The 22694-nt window shown below is 69.0% G+C and carries 17 protein-coding genes and 1 pseudogene; 8 read left to right on the top strand and 10 right to left on the bottom strand.

What is annotated here, in order from left to right; translation table 11 throughout:
• The first annotated feature begins 752 nt into the window (after positions 1-752).
• The gene (locus tag OG310_RS07980; RefSeq protein WP_443078831.1) at positions 753-2285 is read left to right on the top strand and encodes an ABC transporter substrate-binding protein; all 1533 of its coding nucleotides are present in this window, start codon (positions 753-755) and stop codon (positions 2283-2285) included.
• A gap of 484 nt (positions 2286-2769) precedes the next feature.
• Here the strand turns inward: OG310_RS07980 and OG310_RS07985 are convergent, their stop codons facing one another.
• Complete coding sequence (locus OG310_RS07985; protein WP_329455181.1) at positions 2770-3651, bottom strand: SDR family oxidoreductase; 882 nt, start codon at positions 3649-3651, stop codon at positions 2770-2772.
• Positions 3652-3735: 84 nt separating this feature from the next.
• Here OG310_RS07985 and OG310_RS07990 point away from each other — a divergent pair, with 84 nt between their 5' ends.
• Positions 3736-4314 (top strand): TetR/AcrR family transcriptional regulator, encoded by a 579-nt coding sequence (locus tag OG310_RS07990; protein ID WP_329455182.1) that lies wholly within the window; start codon positions 3736-3738, stop codon positions 4312-4314.
• Between the two features lie 265 nt (positions 4315-4579).
• Here the strand turns inward: OG310_RS07990 and OG310_RS07995 are convergent, their stop codons facing one another.
• Positions 4580-5167 carry a TetR/AcrR family transcriptional regulator gene (locus tag OG310_RS07995; protein ID WP_329455183.1) on the bottom strand — a complete coding sequence of 196 codons (588 nt, stop codon included), beginning with the start codon at positions 5165-5167 and terminating at the stop codon, positions 4580-4582.
• 137 nt (positions 5168-5304) lie between these two features.
• Here OG310_RS07995 and OG310_RS08000 point away from each other — a divergent pair, with 137 nt between their 5' ends.
• Positions 5305-6246, top strand: a complete 942-nt coding sequence (locus OG310_RS08000; RefSeq protein WP_329455184.1) for an SDR family NAD(P)-dependent oxidoreductase — start codon at positions 5305-5307, stop codon at positions 6244-6246.
• 311 nt (positions 6247-6557) lie between these two features.
• Here OG310_RS08000 and OG310_RS08005 read toward each other — a convergent pair whose 3' ends face one another.
• Positions 6558-7451 carry an NADP-dependent oxidoreductase gene (locus OG310_RS08005; protein WP_329460070.1) on the bottom strand — a complete coding sequence of 298 codons (894 nt, stop codon included), beginning with the start codon at positions 7449-7451 and terminating at the stop codon, positions 6558-6560.
• Between the two features lie 70 nt (positions 7452-7521).
• Between OG310_RS08005 and OG310_RS08010 the strand changes: the two genes are divergently transcribed.
• Entirely contained in the window at positions 7522-8145 is a 624-nt protein-coding gene (locus tag OG310_RS08010; RefSeq protein ID WP_329455185.1) for a TetR/AcrR family transcriptional regulator, read from the top strand.
• 251 nt (positions 8146-8396) lie between these two features.
• On the opposite strand, the gene OG310_RS08015 is transcribed toward OG310_RS08010, so the two are convergent.
• From OG310_RS08015 to OG310_RS08035, 5 genes and pseudogenes are all read right to left on the bottom strand, one after another.
• Positions 8397-8591 (bottom strand): ribbon-helix-helix protein, CopG family, encoded by a 195-nt coding sequence (locus OG310_RS08015; protein WP_329455186.1) that lies wholly within the window; start codon positions 8589-8591, stop codon positions 8397-8399.
• Between the two features lie 510 nt (positions 8592-9101).
• The gene (locus OG310_RS08020) at positions 9102-9335 is read right to left on the bottom strand and encodes a hypothetical protein (protein ID WP_329455187.1); all 234 of its coding nucleotides are present in this window, start codon (positions 9333-9335) and stop codon (positions 9102-9104) included.
• Positions 9336-9717: 382 nt separating this feature from the next.
• A complete protein-coding gene (locus tag OG310_RS08025; RefSeq protein ID WP_329455188.1) occupies positions 9718-10743 on the bottom strand; it encodes a serine hydrolase domain-containing protein in 1026 nt (341 codons plus the stop codon).
• Positions 10744-11416: 673 nt separating this feature from the next.
• Positions 11417-11677, bottom strand: a pseudogene (locus OG310_RS38525) (3'-5' exonuclease); the annotation flags it as partial.
• Positions 11678-12017: 340 nt separating this feature from the next.
• Complete coding sequence (locus tag OG310_RS08035) at positions 12018-14591, bottom strand: GmrSD restriction endonuclease domain-containing protein (protein ID WP_329455190.1); 2574 nt, start codon at positions 14589-14591, stop codon at positions 12018-12020.
• 445 nt (positions 14592-15036) lie between these two features.
• On the opposite strand from OG310_RS08035, the gene OG310_RS08040 reads away from it, so the two are divergent.
• Complete coding sequence (locus OG310_RS08040; RefSeq protein ID WP_329455191.1) at positions 15037-16410, top strand: hypothetical protein; 1374 nt, start codon at positions 15037-15039, stop codon at positions 16408-16410.
• Positions 16411-17243: 833 nt separating this feature from the next.
• On the opposite strand, the gene OG310_RS08045 is transcribed toward OG310_RS08040, so the two are convergent.
• Complete coding sequence (locus OG310_RS08045) at positions 17244-17963, bottom strand: hypothetical protein (RefSeq protein WP_329455192.1); 720 nt, start codon at positions 17961-17963, stop codon at positions 17244-17246.
• A gap of 282 nt (positions 17964-18245) precedes the next feature.
• Positions 18246-19079, bottom strand: coding sequence for an alpha/beta fold hydrolase (locus tag OG310_RS08050; protein ID WP_329455193.1), 834 nt, complete (start codon positions 19077-19079; stop codon positions 18246-18248).
• Positions 19080-19208: 129 nt separating this feature from the next.
• Between OG310_RS08050 and OG310_RS08055 the strand changes: the two genes are divergently transcribed.
• The 3 genes from OG310_RS08055 to OG310_RS08065 all read left to right on the top strand — a co-directional run bounded on the left by OG310_RS08055 (position 19209) and on the right by OG310_RS08065 (position 22385).
• Entirely contained in the window at positions 19209-19790 is a 582-nt protein-coding gene (locus OG310_RS08055; protein ID WP_329455194.1) for a TetR/AcrR family transcriptional regulator, read from the top strand.
• A gap of 564 nt (positions 19791-20354) precedes the next feature.
• On the top strand, positions 20355-21674 hold the full coding sequence (locus tag OG310_RS08060) for a glycosyltransferase (protein ID WP_329455195.1): 1320 nt from the start codon (positions 20355-20357) through the stop codon (positions 21672-21674).
• 258 nt (positions 21675-21932) lie between these two features.
• The gene (locus OG310_RS08065; protein ID WP_329455196.1) at positions 21933-22385 is read left to right on the top strand and encodes a hypothetical protein; all 453 of its coding nucleotides are present in this window, start codon (positions 21933-21935) and stop codon (positions 22383-22385) included.
• The last annotated feature ends 309 nt before the right edge of the window (positions 22386-22694 follow it).

A 22694-nucleotide genomic window follows, 5' to 3' on the forward strand; every position in this document is an offset into this window, starting at 1 on the left:
GCCGCAGCTCGCGCGCGCACGCCCAGAGCCGGTTCCGCGGCCAAGCACTCACGGAGCCAGTGAAGTGGTCCGACATGGACCCACACAGGGCGCCGCCGGCGACGACCTCGTAATCCTGCGATCTCCCCCCGGCGGCAGCCCGCAGCCGCGAGCGAGCGCGCTCCCGTTCGGGACCGGCGCAGACGCGCGCGAGTGGAGCCATCCCCCGCCAGGACCTCCTCCGCCAGGACCTCCTCCGTCCGGGCATGCTCCACCGGGCATGCTCCGTCCGGGCGCGGAGCTGGTCACCCAGGTACGTCATGCCCGCGACGGCCGGCTCCGCCGTGCCGGAGAAGTACGGCGGCCCCGGCAGCCCGGGCCGTGGCCGGCGCTGTCCGAAGCGACGGACCAGCGCCCTCTGCCCGACGGCACCCGGGGACCGGCTCGACAGGACGTGACAGGTGTCACGCCACACCGCGGGCGCGACACGCCACCCGAATGGCCGAGGAAGTGTGCGCCGGGAAGTTAGTGTGGCGCAGCCATACGCGGGCGAGCGGACCACCGCCGCCCCGGACGGTGTGCTCCGTTGCCGCAGGCCGGGGTGCGTCCGTTCGTCCCGCGAATCCGGTCCTTCCGGACGCGCGCGCACCGGCACCGATCCCGGCCGCACGGAAGGTCCTTCCTGGCGGCCCCCTGACGGCACGAGGCTTCACGTGAAGATAGGCAACTGGCGGGCGGCAGCGTCCGCCGCGGCGGCGATGACAGCCATGCTCATGGCCGCGGGCTGCGGCGCCGAGAGCGGCTCCTCCGGCACGGGCGATCACACGATCGTCATCGGCATGTCGGACGACGTTCTCGCGACCGACCCCGCCTCCGGGTACGACCCCGGCTCCTGGATGCTGTTCAACAACGTCTTCCAGTCGCTCATGAGCTTCCCCAAGGGCGGCGCGACCCCCACCCCCGAGGCCGCGAAGACCTGCGGGTTCCAGGGCGGGAGCACCACGTACAAGTGCACACTGCGCGACGGGCTGAAATTCAGCAACGGGGACGCGCTGACCTCGGCGGACGTGAAGTTCTCCTTCGACCGTGCGATCCGCATCGACGATGCGGCAGGGCCCAGCCCCCTGCTGTCCACCATCGAGAACATCGACACGCCGGACGCGCGGACCGTGGTCTTCCACCTCAAGGTGTCGGATGCCACGTTCCCCAGCAAGATCGCCTCCGGCGCGGGCTCGATCGTGGATCACCGGGTCTATCCGGCCGACAAGCTGCTCACCACGGGCAAGGCAGTGGGCTCGGGGCCGTACGCGCTCTCCTCATTCGACGCGAAGACGCAGGCCGTCTTCGCGGTCAACAAGGCGTACCGCGGCACGGCCCAGGTGAAGAACGCGGGCGTCACCCTCCGCTTCTTCAAGGGGGATCAGAAGGCACTCGGCTCGGCACTGCAGAAAGGTTCCGTCGACGTGGCGTACCGGGGTCTGACGGCCGGCGCCATCGCCGGACTGCAGAACTCGGACATGGCCGACGACGAAGGCGTCAACGTGGTCGAGGGCACCAGCGCCGAGGTGCAGCACCTCGTCTTCAACATGGACGACCCGGTGGTGGGCAAGCTCGCCGTCCGCCAGGCCATCGCCTACCTGGTGGACCGCGACGCCCTGGTCAGCAAGGTCTACCAGTCCACCGCGACACCGCTGTACTCGATCATCCCGGCGGGCATCACCGGCCACAACACCGCCTTCTTCGACATGTACGGCGGCAGGCCCTCGCTGGACAAGGCCCGCCACGCCCTGCGCTCCGCGGGCATCACCGGCAAGGTGCCCCTGACCCTGTGGTCCACACCGGTGCGCTACGGTCCGGCCACCGACGCGGAGTTCAACGCCATCGCCCAACAGCTCAACGCCGGCGGACTGTTCGACGCGACCGTCAAATCCGCGCCGTTCGACCAGTACGAGAAGGGCATCGCGGCGGGGAAGTACCCCGTCTACGTCAAGGGCTGGGTGCCGGACTACCCGGACCCCGACAACTTCACCCAGCCCTTCTTCGGCAAAGGCAACGTCCTGGGCAACGGTTACCGGAACAACGACATCACCGGCCGCATCCTCCCCGCCACCGAGGCGCAGACGAACCGCGAGCTGACCGACAAGGACTTCGGCGAGCTCCAGGACGAAGTGGCCCAGCAACTGCCGATCCTGCCCCTGTGGCAGGGCAAGCAGTACGCGATCGCCTACCAGAACGTGCGGGGCCTGGAGTGGACGCTCGACCCGTCGACCGTCTTCCGGTTCTGGGAGATCAGCAAGGGCGCCTGACACCGCGTTCCCGTCGCCGCCCCGCCAGGCCCCCGCAGTAACCCGTCGGCGCAAGCGCCCCGGGCCCGGAAGGATCACGCGTCCTGGCCGGATGACACTGCCCGGGGCGGCCTGGTGAAGACACACTTCCGTATCGAGGTGAACGGGGATCGGCCACCCGCCTCGGCGAGAGAGCAGAGCTCTCCCACCGAGGCGACAGCACACCGTTCGGGTCGACGGCACTCCCCTGTTCCTCCGTGGCGTGTGTTCTTCCGTGGCGTGGAGCGGGGAGATCCCACGTGATGAGGATCGGCACGGGATCCCCCCGTGATGAGGGTCGGTGTGGTGACCGGTGCAGGGCGCCCGCGGCGGACGCCCGCGGTGGGCGCGTCACGAGGAGGGGCGCTCCACCCGTGTCGATGTCGCGGCTTGCTTCCCCGTCTCCGGCCACGACGACGGCCGGACCCGCGCCGGTCGGCCGGCAACCGGCGTCCTGACGCAGAGGTCAGGCCTGGATGCTCTCCAGGTCCTCAAGGAGACTCGGGTGCTTCGGCTCCCATCCGAGCGCCTGCCGGGTGTGCACGCTGGACGAGGGCTGGTCGGTCTCGAAGATCGGGCCGAGAGGGCCGTAGGTCTCCGACGGCACCGGCTGGACGGGCACGCCCAACCGCCGGCCGATGACCTCGGCGATGGCACGCACCGTGTCCCCCTCGTCGGCCACGGCGTGCCAGGAACTGCCGGCCGGGGCCTGCTCCAGGGCGAGCCGGATGAGGACGGCCGCGTCGCGTGCGTGGACGGCCGGCCACCGCTGGGTGCCATCGCCCGGGTAGCCGGACACTCCGCTCCGGCGTGCGATGTCGGTCAGCAGGCCGGCGAATCCGCCCGTGCCCTCGTTGTGGACCGTACGCGGCAGGCGTACGGCCGTGCTGCGGACCCCGCGCGAGGCCAGCTCCAGGACCGCGGTGACGGCGCGGCCTCGGCCCCCCACCGGCCCCTCGGTCCACACCGGATCGGCCTCGGTGGAGGCGCGGCCCGGCGCGTTCGGCGTACCCGAGACGGTGACGAAGGGGCGGTCACTGCCGACGAGTTCCTCACCGAGGGCGGCGAGGGCGGCGGTCTCCTCGGCGACCGCCCGCGCGAGGGCTTCGGGGCTGCTGAAGTCGTTGGCGAAGGCCAGGTGGATCACACCGTCGCTCTGAGCGGCGCCTGCGCGAAGGACATCCAGGTCGGCGAGGCCTCCCCGGAGCGGCTCGGCGCCGGCCGCCTCAGCGACCCGTGCGGACGCCTCGGAGCGGGCGAGCGCGAGGACGGTGTGGCCGCTGCCGAGCAGTTCGGCGACGACGGCGGACCCGATCAGACCGGTCCCGCCGGTGACGAAAACGCGCATGGAACTCTCCTGTAAGTGATGAGACTCTTGTCCCATCACTCTAGCAGGCGACGGGACAAGAGTCCCATCACGTAGGATGAGCCCATGAGCCGGTGGGAACCAGGGGCGCGCGAACGCCTTGTCGTGGCTGCCGTCGACCTGTTCACCGAGCAGGGGTACGACGCCACCACGGTCACGCAGATCGCCGAACGCGCCGGCGTCACCAAAAGCACGTTCTTCCGGCACTTCCCCGACAAGCGCGAACTGCTCGTCGCCGGACAGGAGACGCTGAGCCGGCTGCTGGCCGAGGGGATCGCCGAGGCGCCCGACGACGTCAGCCCGCTCGAAGCGGTCGCCGCCGGACTTGAGCGCGCCGCGAGCGCGATGGGCACCATGAACCGCGACCTCGCCCCTCGCCTGAAGGCGGCCGTCGCCGCCAGTGGCGAACTGCAAGCGCGCGACGCGCTCAAGACCGTCAGCCTCGCGGCGGCGATGACCACCGCACTCGTCGCCCGTGGCATCCCCGATCCGACCGCGGCCCTCGCCGGCGAACTGGGCGTCCTCGCCTTCAAACGGGGCTTCGCCCAATGGTCCGAGGCGGACGAGGACGCCAGGAACGAGCCCGCCCGGTATTTCCTGACGGCTCTGGACGAGTTGCGTACGGCGAGCGCGACGCTGGGCTGACCGGACACGCCCCACGCGCTCATCGGCTGCCTGCCGCCAGGCCGGCTCCCATCCGGGCTGCCGATCCCTGGATGCCCGGACTCGGTCTCACGTAGGGCGCCGGAGGCACACCACTGCGCCCCGGTCCCGCGCTCCTCGCTCATCGGGTGCGGCGGGAGGGACCCGTCCTATCGTCGGGCGCGCGTAAAGCGGGCCTTCGTCTTTGATCGAGCGTCGCGGATCGAGCGTCTTTGATCGAGCCCCCTGCCGACAGCGCTCCTGATCGCTACGCCCGGGAGGCGGCCGAGGGCGTGCCGTCGCCGACGGCGAGTCCGTCGAGGAGCAGGGTGATCAGACGCGAAGCGAGGTCACGGTCATGCTCGTGGCCGCTGATCAGAGTGATCCCGCCGAGCGCCATGAGGACGTCGTTCACCGACGCGTCCTTGCGCAGCCGCCCGGCGGCGATACCCGCCTGGAGCAGGGTCGTGACCGCCTGGGCCAGGGCGTCACGGCTGTGCAGGCGAAGCCCTTCGCGGGTGGCCAGGATGGCGGGCAGCGCGTCCGCCATGCCCTGCTTGGTGAGCATGTAGTCGACGAACGCCTCCATCCACTCGCGCAGCGCGGCCGTCGGGGCCAGGTCCTGGAGCAGCCGCCGCGCCGACGCGCACAGACGGTCGGTCTCGTTGCGGTAGGTGGCCTCGATGAGGTCCTCGCGGGTCGGAAAGCGGCGGTAGAGGGTGGCGATGCCCACCCCCGCCTCGGCGGCGATCGCCTTCAGCGTGGTGTCGGCTCCTTCCGTCGCGAAGACACGCGCGGCGACTTCGAGCAGCCGTTCATGGTTCGCCTTCGCGTCGGCACGCAGCGAGCGCGGCATCGCCCCTCCTTGCAAACGGATTCGGCTCCGTTTATAGTCCGAGGTAAGCGGACCCGACTCCGCTTACCGTATGCAGTGTAGTCGAACGCTTCGTGAAGTCCCCTCCGGGCAGCGGAGCCGGCAGCGAGGAGAAGATCATGGGCGAGCGTGTCACCACACCGTTCGGGGCCGAGTCGACCGCCACGGAGGTCGCGGCGGGCATCGACCTCACCGGCCGTCGCGCGATCGTGACCGGCGGCGCGGGAGGACTCGGGCGGGAGACCGCGCGGGTACTCGCCTCGGCGGGAGCCGAGGTGACCATCGCGGCCCGCACACCGGCGGCGGGAAACGCGGCGGCCCGGGAGATCGCCGAGGAAACCGGCCGTACCCGTGTCTACGCCGGACAGCTGGACCTCGCGGACCCGTCGTCCGTCGCCTCGTTCGTGGCGGGGTGGTCGGGGCCGCTGGACATCCTCGTCGACAACGCGGGGATCATGGCCACGCCCGAACGGCACACTCCGTCAGGCCGGGAGCTGCAGTTCGCGACGAACCACCTCGGCCACTTCGCGCTCACCGCGGGCCTCCACGGCGCGCTGACCGCCGCCGGAAGCGCCCGGGTGGTGGTCGTCAGCTCGGTCGGGCACGTCAACGGCCCGGTCCGCTTCGAGGATCCCGACTTCGCCAAGGACCCCTACGACCCGTGGCTGGCATACGCACAGTCCAAGACGGCCAACATCCTGTTCGCCGTGGAGGCGGCCAAGCGGTGGGCAGCCGACGGCATCGCCGTGAACGCGCTGAACCCCGGCCGCATCTGGGGAACCGGCCTCGGCCGCCACATGGACGCGCCGCCCGCCTCGTTCGACCCGTCGGGCACGTCCGGTGTGTCGGAGAAGACCGTCGCCCAGGGCGCGGCGACCTCCGTCCTCCTCGCGGCGTCGCCGCTGGTCGAGGGCGTCACCGGCACCTACTTCGAGGACTGCCAGGAAGCGGCCGCCTTCACGCCGGGAGTGCGCCGCGGGGTCGCCGACTACGCCGTCGACCCCGACAACGCCCGCCGGCTGTGGGATCTGTCGGTCGAGCTGACCGGTGTGGGCCGCTGACCGCGCGCGTCGCCGCACACGCCCCGTACAGACGAGGTACGGATCCCTGCAGGGAGAGAGGACATGACCAGGGACAGCGCCCCGGAATTCGCGGGCGCTGCGATCCTTCGTCCCCGACCGCCCGCAAGGCCGAGCACCCCCTCGGCCGCATCGCACAGGCGATGTCGGATCCGGGTCGGATCCGACATCGCCAGTGAGATTCGCGGCTCGCCATGGGGCTCCTTGTGTGTTGCACACCTGCCGGGCGGCCCCGGCAAAGTCGCTGCAAGTAATTCGACTTGCCGGGCCGTGTGACTGGTCCGGAAGCGGCTTTAGATGACCAGAACTCGGCGCCCGCGCGTGTGACCGGTGCGGCTGTCGATGTGGGCCGCCGCGGCTTCGGCGAGCGTGTACGACTTCTCGATCGGGATGTGGAACTTGCCCTGCGAGATGAGGTCGGCGGCTTCAGCGAGCGCGGCCGGCATGCTCCCGGCCGCACCGGAGAATCGGACACCGAGCTCCTGCGCAGCGAGATCGGCGATGGAGATCACCTTCTGTGGGTCCCCGGTCAGCTCGATGAGCTCGCGGATTACGCCCGAGCCGGCCAGGTCGAGGGCCGCGTCGACACGGCCGAGCTGCCGCACCCGCTCGACCCAGCCCTTGTCGTACGTCGTGGCGAGGGCCCCCAGGCTGCGCAGGTAGTCCTGGTTCGCGGCCCCGGCCGTACCGATGACCGTGATGCCGCGGTCGCGGGCGATCTGCAGCACCGCCGATCCGACTCCGCCGGCCGCGCCGCTTACCAGGAGCGTCTGCCCAGGCCGCACCCCGACCTCGCGGAGGATGCGCAGCGCGGTCTCGACCACGGAGGGGTAGCCGGCTGCCTCTTCAAACGAAAGCCCCTCGGGCATGTGGGCCCAGGCCGACAGCACGGCGAACTCGGCATATGTACTTGCCCCTTCGCCGAAGACGTGGTCGCCGACCGCGATCCCTTCGACGTCCTCGCCGACCTCGTCCACCACCCCGGCGGCGTCCAGTCCGACCCCGGAGGGCAGCTCGATCGGATGAGCCCCCAGGACCTGGCCTTCGCGGACCCTCCAGTCAACGGGGTTCACGCCCGCCGCCCGCACGGCGATCCGTATCTGGCCGAGGCCCGCGTGGGGCTCCTCGGCATCGATGAGTTGCAGAACGTCCGGACCGCCGAACTCGGCGAAGCTCACTTTCTTCATGCGGCCGACCATAACACTAACAGTTAGCGTTTAGTAACGGTTCCTATTTTAGATCTGGTAGTGTAACGGTATGACCGTGCCGACGACCGGACGCCGTGAGCGCAAGAAGGCCGCGACCCGCCAGAAAATCGCTGACACCGCCCTGCGGCTCTTCCTGGAACGTGGGTACGACGCGGTGGGTATCCGGGACGTGGCCTCCGAGGCCGACGTGGCCGTCACCACGCTCTTCTCCCACTTCGCCTCGAAAGAGGCCCTGGTGTTCGAGCGGGACGACGATTTCGAGCAGCGCGTCACGCAGGCAGTCACCGATCGGGCACAGCACGAGTCGCTCATCCCTGCATTGCGCCGCGAGATCCATGCCCTGGTGCGCCATTGCACGGCCAACGGCGCCGCCCCGATCTGGCGCCTGATCGACGAGTCGCCCGCCCTGCGGGAGTACGAGGAATCGATGCGGCTGCGCCACGCGGAGTCGTTGGCAACGGCGCTCGTCGCCGCCCCCGGCGTGCAGCAGAGCACGACGGCCTGCCGCACGATCGCGAGGTTCGTGATCGATGCCTATTCAGTGGCGCGTGAAGCGGTCGACCCACAGGCCGCGGTGGACGAGATCTTCCACATGATCGAGGCAGCCTGGAAGGTCACCTGCCCGTCCGCGAGCGGTCGCCAGGGACCCGACGGGTCGCGGCTGCGGGCCTGAGAAGGCGTCGCTTACCGCGGCGACGCACGAGGTTGGCGTCGCCACGGTAAGCGACGATGATCTGCTCGAACTCGTTGTTGGCCTATGGCGCTGTGGTGACTGCAAGGACCGCCGAAGAAACGACACGAAGTTGAGACTCCGACGTCCGACACCACGTGAGATCACGGAAGAAGCTGCAGGCTACGAGGGCGCTCTCCGGCACCGGTCGCGGAACCCTACAATCTCGTCGACCTGGGGGCAACGCACTTAGCTCACTTCAGGGAGTCGAGGATCTCCGCGTCGCTGTCCAAAAGCTCGGCCAGGACGTCATCGACCTTCAGCTCGGCACGGTTCTGGGCGTCGCGGATTGCCTCGATGGCGAGCTCCTGCTTGCTGCGGTGCTCGCGACGAGCACGCTCGGTGAGCTTGGCGTCAAGGTCGTCAGGGAGTCGGAGTGTCATCGCCATGCATTGACGATACCGAACTGGTATCCAGGTCGCGTGGTGATACCCACGACCCAGGGCCCGGCTACGATTCCGCCCCCGCCTCGTCGTCTCCGTGGCAGAACCACACCACTCGGCGCCGTTCATCGACTGGGAGACGCCAAGCTGAGGCCCAAGGCCTTCGGCCGCCGGAACCCCATGCCCTGCGGCAATGTCCCGCACGATCAAGCCCGAGCGGTTCTTCGCAGCGAGGCCCAGCCGAAGAGAGGTGCCTCGGGACCGTCCGGGCTCCCAAGCCCCGAAGTGCGTCACGCGACTCGGCCTGGGACGCTCGCGTGCCGCGCGTCCACACCACGCGTGACGGCCCGCGGTTGCCGGACCGACGTCCGCACCGCCGCCAGACCACCGCAGCTGCCGCTCCGACAGCGACGGTGCCGGCGACTCGGCTCGCCCCGTCGGCCGGCTCATCGCCGCGCCGCCAGGACGTCTCCCTCCTCCACCTGAACCCGCCGACCACCTGCGGGAGGGTCTGCGTCACCCCTCGCCTTTCTTCACTTTGTACAGTTCGAGATCATTGTTCACGAACAGCTGCACATAGCCGCAGTTCCAACAGATCAGCCCGGTCGCGGACTCGTTCGCCCAGCTGAAGTTCATGAGCTCCATGCCGCTGCTGTTGAGTTTCACCTCACGGTCCCGGAACAGATCGCCCTGACAGAAAGTGCACTTGACCCATATTTTCCCCACAGCCGCACGTACAGGCTTCGCCACGCCCTCACCCTTCCCAGCAGCAACCGGAGTTGCGCAACCGACTCGCACACACCGCGCTGTATCAGCCTAGTCAGGCCCCTGAACCGGGCACGGGAGGGGCCACGGACCGCCCCTACTACCGCGTCATCCCACCGACCACCGGGCGGTCGGCGTCGCCGAGGACACCCACCCAGCACGCAGCGCGTCGGTCACCGGGGCAACGATACGAACCCCTCCACGACTTGCCCGCTGGAGAGGCCCGCCCACTCTCGCTCCCCCTGTACTCGATGGCGCCCGGTGGACGCCCTCCTCGGGGCGGCGCCCACACCGGTTCCCGTGCGGGGCTTCGGCGTTCAGGGGTCCGGCCCGGCTTGAGGTGGCCCGTGCGGTGGGGAGGCGGAGGTCAGGAGCTCTTCGCATCGCTGCGGCACAACTCCTGGTCCACAAGCCGGATCATGGCCTGTTGAGTGTCCCCGTCACCGTCACCGGTGACGAGCAGCACGACGGACCGGCTCGCGTCCGGGGTGACACCGACCCACGTTTGATAGCCGGACAGTCCACCCGGATGAGTGAAGTAGCTGCCGCCGCAGGACAGCGGGAACTTACCCAGCCCGAGTCCGTAGTCCGCGCCCAGCTCCGGCGCGGGCACCGTGGTCGTCATCTCGTCGAATTGCGCCGGAGCCAGCAGACGGCCGCCGATCAGTGCGGTGTAGAACCGGTTCATGTCGTGTGCGGTGCTGATGATCGATCCTGAGGCGTCGGCCGCACTCGGGTTGAACTCCGTGACGTCGATGGTGGCGTCCGTGTCGAACGCGGTGTAGCCGTGGGCGTGCGGACCCGGGATGAACGGGAAACTGCTGGGCGTCATGGTGTCCGCGAGATCCAGCGGGCGAATGATCCGGGTCCTCACCTCCTGTGCCCAACTCCGGCCGGTCGCCTTCTTGATGAGCATCCCGAGGAGGATGTAGTTCGTGTCGGAGTACGAGAAGGTACCTGGGGCGGCGGGGGCGGGGTGCCGCATCGCCAGCCCCACCAATTCCTCCGGCGTGTAGGTGCGCAACCGCTCGGCGCGGTAGCCGGCGGCAGTGTGCAACGCGGGGATGTCACCCTCGACCTCAGGGATACCGCCGGTGTGCTGCAGCAACTGACGGACGGTGATCGCCCTGCCGTCGTGGCCGTCACCCCGCACCACTCCGGGCAGCCAGTGCTCCACGGTGTCGTCGAGGGATATCCGTCCCTCACCCACGAGTTGCAGCACGACCGTGGCGGTGAAGGTCTTGGTGGCGCTGCCGATCCGGAACCTGCCGTCCCACGGTACGGGCTTCCCGGTGCCCAGTTCGGCCGTCCCTGCGCGCGCGTCGTGACGTGCGTGCGGTGTCCCCACTTCAGCGAGCACCCCGACCGTCCCGGTGTCATGAATCGCGTTCACTTCCCGCTGGAGAGGGTCGACCAGTCGCGGTCCCGCCGTCGCGGACCTTCCTGAAGCCTCGGTGTCGGGCGTTGCTGTCGCCGTCCCAGCCAGTGCGGCTGTGACAAGCGCGGCCAACACGGTGGGAGCGAACAGACCACGTCGAAGCCTTCCAGACATGTCCACGAATATTCCCCGATCCATGTGCCTCGGTTGAGCGTTCAGGACCATGGCGGGGCGGCGGACGAGGGGCTTTCGGCAGCCAGGAGCGATGGTCGGCGTCCATCACATCACCGGAAGAGAGGGCAGCCCATCCGGCTTTCCCCCCGGACGAACCGATGGCCACCCTCACGGCGGCACCTGTGGCCAACACCCCCACGTGCACTCGGGTTTTATCGGCTGGCCCAGGGCCCGAAGCAAGCGTCTTCCGAGCGTCAAGAACTCCGGACGAGTCCTGGGAAGCATTACCGGTGTGAGCGCCTCCCTCACGATGTCCTGGGCCTGGCAGCCTTCACGAGCCGATCCGGGGCTCGACCCGCTCCACGGAACGAGACAGGTCGACAAACCCACTCGGAACCAAGAATTCGCAGGTCACGCACCCTTCTCAGTAGGCACCAGAATCGCCACGCATTCCACGTGCGAAGTCATCAGGAAGGGGTCGAGAAACCCGCAGCATCACAACACCCGCTTGGTCTCACGCTCCGTTCCGGGCCCCCAGCGGCAGAAGGAACCGGCTGGGCTCCCCGTTCCACAAGATGGTGAGCGCGTCCCTTGCCCTCGTCGCAGCGACGAACAGCAGTGAGCGCGCCCGTTGCAGTTCACGCCTGTGGCGCAGTTTGTCGGTGCGTTCCCAGGTATCCACGGCCGAGCGGGGAACCAGGCCCTCGGAGACGCTCGCGATGATCATGCGGTGATACTCCAGGCCCTTGAAGCGGTACATGGTGCCGATTGCGACGAACGACCCGTACACCGCCTTGAGGCTGTCCACTTCGAGCAGGAAGCGGGCCCTGCTGTCCTCGTCCAGCACCGACGGCTTGATCACCTTCACCGCGACGAGCTGCCCTGCCGGTGACTCTCCGAGGTAGACCTGCCCCATGCCCCCCGCACCGAGTCGGCACACGAGCGTGTAGACGCCGATGCTGACCGGATCGTCGTCCCTCAATGGCTCCACGGCTTGCGGGCCCCCTGTGCGGCAATGATCTCTCGGTAACTCGCGCCTCGGCCCCCACCGGGGGCCTTCCCGCCCGGCACACGCACCGCGAGTGTACCGAGGCCGAGAACCACGGGCGCTCCGGTCAGACCGTCTCCCTCGCATCCCAGCGAGCCTTGAACCACTGCAGTGTCTCCAGCAGGGCCACCCGGTTCTGTTCGTCCTCCAGCACGGAGAGCCGGAATCCGGGCCGCAGTTCGAGTTTCCCCTGCGGCAGGGACACTCCTTCCAACTCGTTCATTCTGTCAAGTAGTTCAGCCCGCAAGCGACGCTCCACGAAGGGCTCACGCTTCGCGAGGTGCTGGAAGACGACCTCCCCCGTGCCACCGCGTCCGCTGCCCGGGTAGAGCACGATGGGCCAGATACCGGACCCCGGGCCGCCCGTGTTCCCGAGCATCAGGAAGACGCTGGTCATGACGCTGCCTGCGCCATGGCCGACCCAGCCCCCGAGTTCCTCCCAGCCGGAGAGCGTCTCACGGACGGCCTTCACGGTCGCAGGTGTGTCGTCCGCCGCGAGCTGACGGAGGAACCTCTCGGCGCGCGTCTCCAGGTCCGGTCGTTCCGTGTTCTCCCAAGCGGACTGCTCCGTGGCGCGCTCACCGTCCTGCTGATCCTCGGCATCCGCCATGAGCAGCGCCAGGTCGCCGCTGGTGAGTCGCTGGTCCGGGTCCGCCGCGCCGGTGGCGATGAAGCGGATACCATCGGCGGCCAGCCGGGCGCGTACCTCACCGCGATCCTCGCCGGTCCATCGGAATCCGTCGGCCACCCTCCCATCGGCGTTCAGAACCCTGTAGGCATTGGCCACTCCGTCGGTCTTCGCCAGGTGTGTGCCCACGGCCTGAGGTCCGGAACCGACGAAGGACGCCATTTCTCCGTACGACGTCCAGGTGCCGTGGGGCAGTGCGGCGAGCACCTGATGGGCTCGACTCCAGTCGCGGCTGCGCTCGGCACGTCCCGCACCACCGACGGGGGCCGGCCAGAGCCGGATGGCGCGATCCGCGAGATCGTCGGCCCGAGCGAGGATCTCCGGGCGCCCCCAGCGTTCCGTCTGGGCGATGCGTCGGTTCATCTCCAGGTGGCTGCCCTGGAGCAGCCCCTGCTTCCGCTCGAAGGGATGGTTGGACAACTCAGCGTTCACGCTCGTCAGGGTCAGGTTGCCGAGTGTGTGCTTAAGGCCGGAGTGCAGGTCCTCCGCAGTTTCCCCCGCAGCCACGTCACCTTCCAGCATCGCCCTCCACTCGTCACCGGGCGACTGCGGCATCACATGCTCGATCGTCAACTGCGCCGTGCCGAAGTCCACCGGCTCCGGATGCTCATAACTCTCCTCCAGACGCTGAAGAATGAGTCTGCGCTGGTTCGGCCGACCGCACTGGTAGAACGGCGCGGCGCGGACCTGCTCACGCAGCTCCTCGTCACCAGGCCAGTGCCGGTTGTCGGCGGACAACAGTTGTCGCAGACCGTCAGCAGCCGGCACATCGTGTGGAAGCTGGGCCGGCACGGCTTGGAAGATCCGGTTGAGGTTGTTCGTCGCCACCCGGCAGAGCATCCTGCGCACCAGGAAGCTCTCGATGTACGACAAGGCGCACGCGGTCTCCTCATCGTCCAGTTCGCCCCTCGCCCGCCGGTCGAGCAACAGCATCACCGCCGGATACGTCACCACGGCCTGCCAGTCGTGCAGCCGGCGCAGATGGCCACGTACGGCGGGAACGCTCTCCTCGTCAGGGTGGATCACCTTGCGGAAGTACGTGCTGCGCCGGTGCAGTTCCTTGACGTAGTCCTCGATGTCCGCCTCGGTCGGCGCCCCGCCGGATGCACCGCCCTCGAAATGTCTCTGCTGGGCGGTGTACAAGTCCTGCCTGCGGACCCGATCGTCTCCGTCGAGCACCAACTGCAGCCACATCAGTTGTTCGAGCTCGTCGTTGGCCAGGCTGTCCTGCAAGGGGAGCCAGTACGTCTCGTAGACCCGCTCACCGCGCGTCGGCAGGCGCATGAACAGGTAATTGCGCAGTAGATCCGCCTGGCTGAGTTTGAGCCCGGTGTTGTTGAGGGATTCGAAGATGCGATGCACGTTGTCACCGCGCTCGGCGGTCACCACGACCAAGGTGAGCCGCGAGGTGATCGCCTGCTCGATGCGCAGAACGTCCGGCGCGCTCGCCGATCCTCCCGCCTCGACCAGTTTGCGATTGAAGAAACTGTATGCCGAGGCGACCCTGTCCCCCGCCGCTTGGTCGGGTACGACGCAGCGGATTCGGGCGGCGAACTGTCCCCTGTCAGCCTGGGTCGGCAGCAGCCGGAGGTAATCTCCGCCGTTCTTGCGCTTGTTGATGAGGTACTCCTCACCGATACGCTCGGCCTCGTCCGGCATGTCTTCAGCGATGTGGTCTCGAATGGCCGCCAGCGCGAGAGACAGGGTGGTCAGCCGCTGCTGCCCGTCGACCACGAGCCAGCGGGGAAACGTCGCCTCGTTCTGCGGCGAAGGTGCGAGCACGACCGAACCCAGGAAGTGCGTGCTCGCCGACGCATCGGAATCCAGCAGATCAGCCTGTTCCAGGATATCGTCCCACAGTTGGGCCAACTGCCGGTCCGTCCAGGAGTACGTCCGCTGATAGAGCGGGATCTGGAACTGCTGGGTCCGGCCCTGCATCAGATCGGCGAACACGGTCTCTTTGGCCTGCACTAATACTCCCCCCGCGGAAGCCCTCCGGGCCCGGAACGGCCCTTGCGCGACTGATCACGATAGGGCCTCCCCCAGGCTGCCGCCCACCCTTCAGTCGCACCCGAAGTGCCAGAAGAAAATAAGCCGTCCTCGCACGCCTTCCGACACCGGATCTTTCGGTAGCTACCTGATCCTCATTCGAATACCCATGCAAGAGGCGTTACTTGCCATCGACGGCCACGCTGCCGACCGAGTCGGTCCACTCAGCAGGATCCGTCCCAGTTTTCTACGCCCAGAAGGCGTACAGGATGCCCCCATGTTGAACCCGGCCGCAGCCGGACTCGGCAACACCCCCCACCCACGCCGAACGGGAGGTCTCGCGGGGCGGTATCGAAGCGCCCATGCGCACTTGCATGCGCCCGCACCCGCGTTCGTACCGTACCGAGCTATGTCAGCATCTGCGGAAGAGGTACTCGACCGGCTCAGCAGCAAGGTCCCCGTCCACGTCAACTCCACCGCCACCCTGGTCTCGGACATGGCCAAGGCGGCCACGGCCAGCGATCGACGGCGCGCTCGGAAACAGACCGACAGAGAGCCGAGTCCCCGCAAGCGCGGACTCGGCCCCTTCGAGAGCGACGACCGGCGGGACCTCGTCGCCGCCCCCTGGGATCTGCTGGGCGTCTTCGCTCGGGCGACCACCCTCGCCCGTCAGGGACGCGGCCGAGGATTGGCGGAACACTGGCAGGGACTGAAGTACTGCCAGGCCCTGGGCACCAGTGCGAGCGGCCACCTGGCCCTCACCGACGAAGGCCAGAGTCCGGAACTCTCCTACCGAGCCATGCAGGCACGGGAATTGGGACGGGCATTCGGACTCGCCGTCGCGGAACGTACCGTGCGCAACCGCTACCCCACTCACATGGTCTCCGTCCTGGACGCGGAGGCGTTACTCCTGGCCGGCTTCGCCCGCTCCGGCCCACGGCCGTCCCTGGGCGCTCGACCACGACCCGACTTCTTCATCGAGGCCTGGCGGCCGGGTGAGCCGTCCCACGTCTTCGTGGTGACCGTCAACGGCAACCACCAGATCGCCAAGCAGCGCACCGCAAAGGCCGACCGCTCGTCGTTCAAACAGCTCGCCAGAGGCAGCGAACGTGCCGAGGCCTTCCACCTCGTGGACTGGAACACCACGCCCAGCCTCCTGATGGCGACCGAGCTGCTCGCGGGGGACGGCATCACCGTCCACGCCCTGCAGGGGCCGGGTGACGGGCTGATACCCACACGCTCGGCCGAAGGCCGCGGCAGCGCCGACGCCGTACTGTCCGAGCGGAACCTCACGTACGCCGGGGCGGTGGCGGTACCCGCCTCCGAAGGCCGGAGGGAACGGATCCAGGACGGGTTCCTCATCCCACGCAAAGACCTGGGCTGGTACGGCCGGCTCCTCGTCCGCACGGGAGCAGCTGGCCAGCTCGCGTTCGCCGGAGCGGGCACCGAGATCGCCCAGTACCTGACCGACAAACAGGGCCACAAGCATTACCAGCAGCAGATGTTCGCCGGCTCCTCCACGGTCCGGGACGCCTCACACAAGATCGGTTCGACGACGTACGTCGGCACCGATCAGGTGTTCCGCCTCAACCGGACGCGTGTCGAGGCGTTCTCCGGAATCACCGAGGACCTGTACGAACTCCTGGTCAGGGGGCGGGTCGAGGAGTGCCGCGTCCGGATGTACGACCAGCGCGACAGCTACTCGTCCAGCACCACCGCTCCCCGGTGGGGCCCGGTGTCCTTCCGCGACGACGGCTCCGTGATGGCACTGCGCGTCCTGTAGGAGAAGGACTCACAGATGCCTCCCGCCGGGGAGGCTCGACGAGCAGTCACCTCGAAACGGGTGCGCCTTGCCCTCAAGCTCACCTGGCACCCCAGCAGAACGAACGCCAAGCGAGCGTCAAGACCCCTCAGACAGCGTCATTTCGACATTGAGATGCCGCCGCGCCGTCTGCAACGTGCGGTCTGCACACCGGAAAACATCAGGTCAGCGACCCTTTGCGGCAGGCTCAAGGATCGCCACGCACTCCACGTGGTGCGTCATCGGAAAGATGTCAGCCTGGACGAGTCACGAAAAAGAACAGGTCAGAGGCGGTTTATCCGCCCGTTGTCGCGAGTGCGGGAGCTCCGAGCGTCAAACGAGTGTCACGACCAACAATCCATCCTTGCGCTTCGCGGCAGATGAGGCCCGGCCGCCGCGTCCAACCCGTCTGCACGAGCTCGCTGCCGAGCATTCCGGACGCAGCCTCATGCCCCGCGCCACTGCTGCGATGGACACAATAGGGCATGCCAGCCAGCCCATGGCACCCTCCACGCAGAGCTGACTGTCGGGCGAGGTCGCTGTCGACCTCGCGCTGTACCGGAAGAAGTTCCGGCGTCTGCTGGAATCGCTGAAGCGGGCACCGGGGCCACCCACGGCGGTCCGTCCTCGCGGACGGCCGGCGAGGACGTCGCTCGTGGGCGTGCGCGGCGGAGGCGCGGGCGTGCCGGAAGGCGAGGACGGTCCGGATCGCGGTCACGGAGAACGGGGCCCGGCGAGGCGGGGCCCGTCCCGCGACCGCGTCACGGACCGGCCTGTGCGGCGGATCGCGTCGAGACGGGTACGCCGCGGGGTTCCTACGAGAAGCTGACGTGGTCGAGGTCGACGGAGACGAGAAGCGGTTCCTCGTTGACACTGCCATCGGGGTTGGCGGAGTGGACCCGGCGCCGCGTCGGAACCATGATGCCGTCGAACTCCCGGTACTCGGAGGGGTAGTGGGCGGCTGGCCCGCCCTTGATGATCTCGGCTTCGTAGTCGTGCCGGCGCAGCAGCCCGTCGTCCCCGATGTAGAGGACCTGCTCGGCGTTGTGCGTGTGGATCGACTCGGGGAAGGTCACCTTGAGCCGCTCCCAGGTCTCGCCGTTCTCCTTCCAGGGACCCAGCTCCTCGGTGGTGAAGCCCTCGGTGGTGAAGGAGAAGGGTGCGGTGAGGTACGTCCACATGGCGTAGCCGGCGAAATACGCCAGCTGAAGACGGTCCCAGTGGGTTTCCAGTGTGTGTGCGGAGAACGAGTCACGCGGGTGGTGCCGTTCCTCGATGACGTTGCCCTCCGCGTCGGTGATGGCGATGTGGTCGCCGCTGAAGTCTGAACGGGTACCCGGTGTGCCGACCGGGGAGTGGCTCGTGTGCTGCCGATGCAGGTCGACGGTCACGGTCACGTCGCTGAGGGTGTCGGGCTGACCCTTGAGGGCCCAGGTGATTCCCCCGTTGAGCAGGTGCGCTCGCACGGTGGAGAGTTCGTTCCACCGCGCCAGTCCGCCGTGTGCCGCGACCGTCCGGTCGATAAGGGACGTCATGATGTGTTTCCTCGGTTCTTGTGATGTCGCACGTGTGCGGAGGTGGAGGGCGCCCGGCCGGGCGCCGTTGCGAAGCGGGGCGCGGCGTGAGCATCGGCAAACCAGGGGCGTCCTGTTCCTGCCGATCCGCTACCGGGGCCACCGTCCGCCGGAGAGCAAACCGGACGCCGACTGCCGGATGCCGATCGGCGACCGCCTGACGATGAACGCCGGCCCCGGGCAGCGGTGGAGATGACCGGCCGGTCCGCCGCGTACACCGGGCGGCCGGGGCGGCCCCGCATGTCAGCCGCGGAGGAAGTCGAGTGCTTGCTGAACGAAGAGGCCGTGGTACTGGAAGATGCCGCCGTGGCCGGAGTTCGGGTAGACGGAAAGCCGGGCGTTGGGCAGCAGCCGAGCGAGGTGCAGGGTGCCGGTGGTCGGCCACATCGTGTCGTGGTCACCGTTGACCACGAGGACGGGCTGTTCCACGGTCGCCAGCGCGGACGGCGACGTTCCCTGTTCCCACGTGGTGAGCGCGGTCAGCTGGGCACCGACGGCCTCGTCGGAGATCGGCGCGTCGCGGTCCTCCGTGCGCGCCTCCAGGCGCGCGAGGAAGGCGTCCGCGGCTTCCTGGCCGGCGGGGGTCGGTTCGAAGAACAGGAAATGCTTGGGGTGCATGCCCTCGGCCGTCGCCTTCTGTATCGCGGCCTGGAGCACCGCGCCGGTGGCGGCGGGCCCCTGGTCGCCGGCGGGTGTGGTCGCGGCCAGGATCATGCGCCGGACCAGGCCCGGATGCTGCTGGGCGATCACCTGGGCCACGATTCCTCCCAGGGAGTAACCGAGCAGGTCGACGGTGTCGAGGCGCAGGGCTGCGAGAAACGCCACGGCATCCTCGGCCATGGCTTCGAAGTTGTCGGGCGCGGTGCCGCCGGAACCCCCGATGCCGCGCAGATCGACCAGGATGACGCGCCGCTCGGCCGCCAGCCCGTCGACGACGGCGGGGTCCCAGTCGTCCAGGACCGCGGTGACGTGGTGCAGGAGTACCAGGGGGACACCCCCGGGCGTGCCCACTTCCCGGTAGGCGAACGGCACCCCTGAGACGTCCACGGTCTTGGTGACGGCGCTTGTTGCAGACATGGTTTGACTCTTCTCTCGCGCTTCTCGCCTGTGGCGATGTCCGACGCTCATAGAATAACAGTCGTTATGTAACGAGCGCTACTCTATAAGGTGGGGAAGGAACGGGAAGCGCCGACGAAGGGATCTGGGATGCGGTACTCCAAGGGGCACAAGGAGAAGGCCAAGGCCGCGATCCTGACGGAGGCCTCTCGCTCACTGAAGGAGAACGGCTTCCACGGCGTCGGGGTCGACGCGCTGGCCTCCGCCGCCAAGGTCACCTCGGGGGCCCTCTACTCGAACTTCGCCAACAAGGAGGCACTGTTCGAAGAGGTCGTCTCCACGCAGCTCGGTCTCGAGTTCGCCGGTCTCGCTGACACCGAGCCGACGGAGCGCCGGCGCCTGCTCGGCGAGATACTCCGTCTTTACCTCAGCGACCTGCACCGCAAGGACCCTGCCAACGGATGCGTGATGCCCTCGCTCAGCTCCGACGTGGCGCGGTCGGGCGACTCGGTCCGTGACGCGTACCGGCGCCAGGTGTCGGATCTGGTCGCGGTCCTGGCCCCGGCGTTGCCGGGCGCGCCGCACGAGCAGGAGGCCGCGGCCTGGTCCCTGGTCGCCTCGATCGTGGGTGCGATCACCGTCGCGCGCGCACTGCCGGCGGGCGCTCCCGCACAGGCGGTTCTCGACGCCACGCTGGAGACGGCCATGCGGACGATCGCGGAGGAGCGCTGATACCTCCCTCGAACCGGCGTCGGTGCCGGGGTCCGGCGCAGGCTGGGAGCGGCGCCGCGGCGGCCCCCCGGACGCGGAAGGGTGCTCCCCCGCCTGTCGGATGCGTCCGATTCCGCCGTCCTCGTGAGTCCGCGGTCCGCGGCCCTGCGGAAGGGCCCCTGGCCGGCCCGGCGGGAATCACCTCGGCGCGTGAACGCCCGCCACGGGTACGGCCCGTCGGCCGCCGACGCCGCTCTGCCGTAGGTCGATCCGTCTGTTGACATGCCGCCGTTTCCGCCGTCCCACGAGAATCGAGGCCCGACCGCGCCGTCGCCGGAAGAGTCCGCAGAGCGGGACGCTGTGCGCTGACTCTGTTTCCTGCGGTGGCGTGCGCGGTATCGATTGACTTTTCTAAGTCGACCGGTCATATTGAACCGGGAAAAGACGCGGTACGCAAGCGAGTTGACCAGCGGAGCGCCTGTCACGCTCCTGTGCTGGGGTCCGGCCCTGCGAACCCGCCCCGGGCGGGCCGCCGATCGGTTCGCCGGCGCGGCCGTGTCGTCCGGACGAGAGCAATGGATGGAAATGACAAGGATCTTGATCGCGGCCACCCCGCTACGGGGACACGCCATGCCGCTGCTGCGGATAGCGGCGGATCTCGGCAGCAGGGGTCACGACGTCGTCGTGGTCACCGGGTCGCTGTTCCGCGAGAGCGTTGAGAACTCGGGACTCCGGTTCGTCGGCCTCCCCGGCATCGCGAACTACGACGTGGAGCGGCAGCAGCAGGTCATGGAGGGGCGAGCCCACATCGCGCCGGGGCCCGCACAGCTCGACTACGACTTCACGCACGCCTTCTACGAGCCGATTCCCGAACAGCACGCGACACTGCAGAGCGTCCTGGCGGAAGCGCCCGACGAACCGACGACGGTGATCACCGATCAGTCGTTCATGGGGCAGTGGCCCGTGCTGCTCGGCGCCGCGGGAATCGTGCCCGCGGCGACCATCGTGATCGGTGTGGTGCCGCTGCCGATGAACAGCGTCGACACGGCCCCCTTCGGTCTGGGGCTGCCGCCCGACGCGACAGAGGAGGGCCGCGCACGCAACAAGGCGCAGAACGCCATGGTCGAGGAGATGTTCTCCGGCTCGACGGGCTTCCTGCGCGCGACGCTGGAGGGCCTGGGGGCCACGGAGTCCATCGGGTTCCCGATGGACGGGATCGTGAAGCTGCCCGATCGCTACCTGCAGTTGTCGGTCGGCGGCGTCGAATACCCCAGGAGTGACGCTCCCGGGGGGCTCAGGTTCGTCGGCTCGCTGCCCGCGGAGACGGCGGGGAGCCGCTCCCTGCCGGACTGGTGGGACGAGGTACTGACCGCTGACCGGGTCGTCGTCGTCACCCAGGGGACCCTCGCCAACCGGGACCTGAGCCTCCTGATCGAACCCGCGCTGCGCGCCCTGGCGGACCTCGACGCCCTCGTCGTCGTCACGACCGGGCGCGACGACGACGAGGGCGTACCGAGGGATGTTCCCGCGAACGCCCGCATCGCGTCGTTCATCCCCTACGACGCCTTGCTCCCGCACGCGGACGTGCTGGTCACCAACGGCGGGTACGGCGGCTCGCTCCAGGCCCTCGGCCACGGTGTGCCGCTGGTCATCGCCGGGGCCACCGAGGACAAGGTCGAGGTGGCGGCGCGTCTGGCCTGGACGGGCGCCGCCGTCAACCTCGCCACCGAAACCCCGGGGCAGGGGGAGATCGCGGCGGCTGTGCTGAAGGTGCTGGACGACGTGGCCTTCCGCGAGCACGCGGGCAGGTTGCGGGAGGAGAGCCTGCGCCACGACGCGTTCGAGGAAGTGGCACGAACGGTCGAGGAACTCAACGCGTCCCGTCGGGGCGACCGCGCCCGGTAGTCCGGGACGCCTCACGTGGGGGGCGAAGGGGCGCCGCGGTCGACTTCTCGACGAAGCGGCGCTGGTTGCCCGAGTCGTCCCGGGCGAGTTGTGGCCGGCGGGTACGGGACACGCGGCACCGGCCTGCCAGCCTGCCCGGCCTGCGCCGGACAGCCGTGCCGCACGAGGGCACCGGGCGGCCCGCCGCACCGGCGGGAGCAGGCCCCGTTCCTGCCCGCGCCTTGCCGCCCACGGCCCTCGCGCGGGGCCGGAGCGCCGGTGGGCACCGGCCGGATGCTGCTCCACGGCTTCTCCGGCGGCGGCCAGTTCGTACACCGCTTCGCCTACCTCCACCCGGACCGCCTCGCCGCCGTCTCCATAGGCGCCCCCGGCCGGGTCACCCGGATCAGCGACGACATCCCCTGGTGGCTCGGCACCGCCGACCTCGTCGAGCGCTTCGGCACCCCGCTCGACCTGCCCGAACTCCGGGACACCCAGGTACTGATGGTGGTCGGCGCCAACGATGTGGAGACCTGGGAGATCGCCGAGCCCGGCCTCGACGCCGGCGGCGAGACCCGGGTGGACCGCCTCACCGCGCTGCACGACAACTTCACCCGGCACGGTATCGGCGCCCGCCTGGAAATCGTGCCCGGCGTCGCCCACAACGGGATCGCTGTGATGCCCGTCGTCCAGCGATTCTTCTCCGACGTCCTGCACGGCACCCGCACCTGACGGCGACCCCCGCACCCCGGTCCGGGCGCGCCTCGGCCGCCGACGGCGCCCGGTCCGGTCGCACCCGGGGTGCGCGGTGTCCAGTCAGGGCGTCGCGGCGCCTGACGTACCGGATGACGCCGACTTCCGCGGGCCCCGGGCCCGCGGTTGTCCGCTGCACGAACTTCCCGGATCGGGCGGGCCCGTGCGAGAGCGAGGCATCACGTGCACGAACTGCTCCCGACCTGCGCCTCGGCCTCTTTCAGCCTCCGCCGGACAGCGGGGTGAGAGGTGATTGTGTCGGAGGCCGGCCACTGATGGCGAGCCCGA

Origin of the sequence: Streptomyces sp. NBC_01497, from assembly GCF_036250695.1 — a bacterium.
Taxonomy (GTDB): domain Bacteria; phylum Actinomycetota; class Actinomycetes; order Streptomycetales; family Streptomycetaceae; genus Streptomyces.

What these genes read in the sequence shown, in the direction of transcription:
- OG310_RS07980 (WP_443078831.1), top strand. Translation starts at nt 753, where the DNA reads ATGGCCGCGGGCTGCGGCGCCGAGAGCGGCTCCTCCGGCACGGGCGAT.
- OG310_RS07985 (WP_329455181.1), bottom strand. Translation starts at nt 3,651, where the DNA reads ATGCGCGTTTTCGTCACCGGCGGGACCGGTCTGATCGGGTCCGCCGTC.
- OG310_RS07990 (WP_329455182.1), top strand. Translation starts at nt 3,736, where the DNA reads ATGAGCCGGTGGGAACCAGGGGCGCGCGAACGCCTTGTCGTGGCTGCC.
- OG310_RS07995 (WP_329455183.1), bottom strand. Translation starts at nt 5,167, where the DNA reads ATGCCGCGCTCGCTGCGTGCCGACGCGAAGGCGAACCATGAACGGCTG.
- OG310_RS08000 (WP_329455184.1), top strand. Translation starts at nt 5,305, where the DNA reads ATGGGCGAGCGTGTCACCACACCGTTCGGGGCCGAGTCGACCGCCACG.
- OG310_RS08005 (WP_329460070.1), bottom strand. Translation starts at nt 7,451, where the DNA reads ATGAAGAAAGTGAGCTTCGCCGAGTTCGGCGGTCCGGACGTTCTGCAA.
- OG310_RS08010 (WP_329455185.1), top strand. Translation starts at nt 7,522, where the DNA reads ATGACCGTGCCGACGACCGGACGCCGTGAGCGCAAGAAGGCCGCGACC.
- OG310_RS08015 (WP_329455186.1), bottom strand. Translation starts at nt 8,591, where the DNA reads ATGGCGATGACACTCCGACTCCCTGACGACCTTGACGCCAAGCTCACC.
- OG310_RS08040 (WP_329455191.1), top strand. Translation starts at nt 15,037, where the DNA reads ATGTCAGCATCTGCGGAAGAGGTACTCGACCGGCTCAGCAGCAAGGTC.
- OG310_RS08045 (WP_329455192.1), bottom strand. Translation starts at nt 17,963, where the DNA reads ATGACGTCCCTTATCGACCGGACGGTCGCGGCACACGGCGGACTGGCG.
- OG310_RS08050 (WP_329455193.1), bottom strand. Translation starts at nt 19,079, where the DNA reads ATGTCTGCAACAAGCGCCGTCACCAAGACCGTGGACGTCTCAGGGGTG.
- OG310_RS08055 (WP_329455194.1), top strand. Translation starts at nt 19,209, where the DNA reads ATGCGGTACTCCAAGGGGCACAAGGAGAAGGCCAAGGCCGCGATCCTG.
- OG310_RS08060 (WP_329455195.1), top strand. Translation starts at nt 20,355, where the DNA reads ATGACAAGGATCTTGATCGCGGCCACCCCGCTACGGGGACACGCCATG.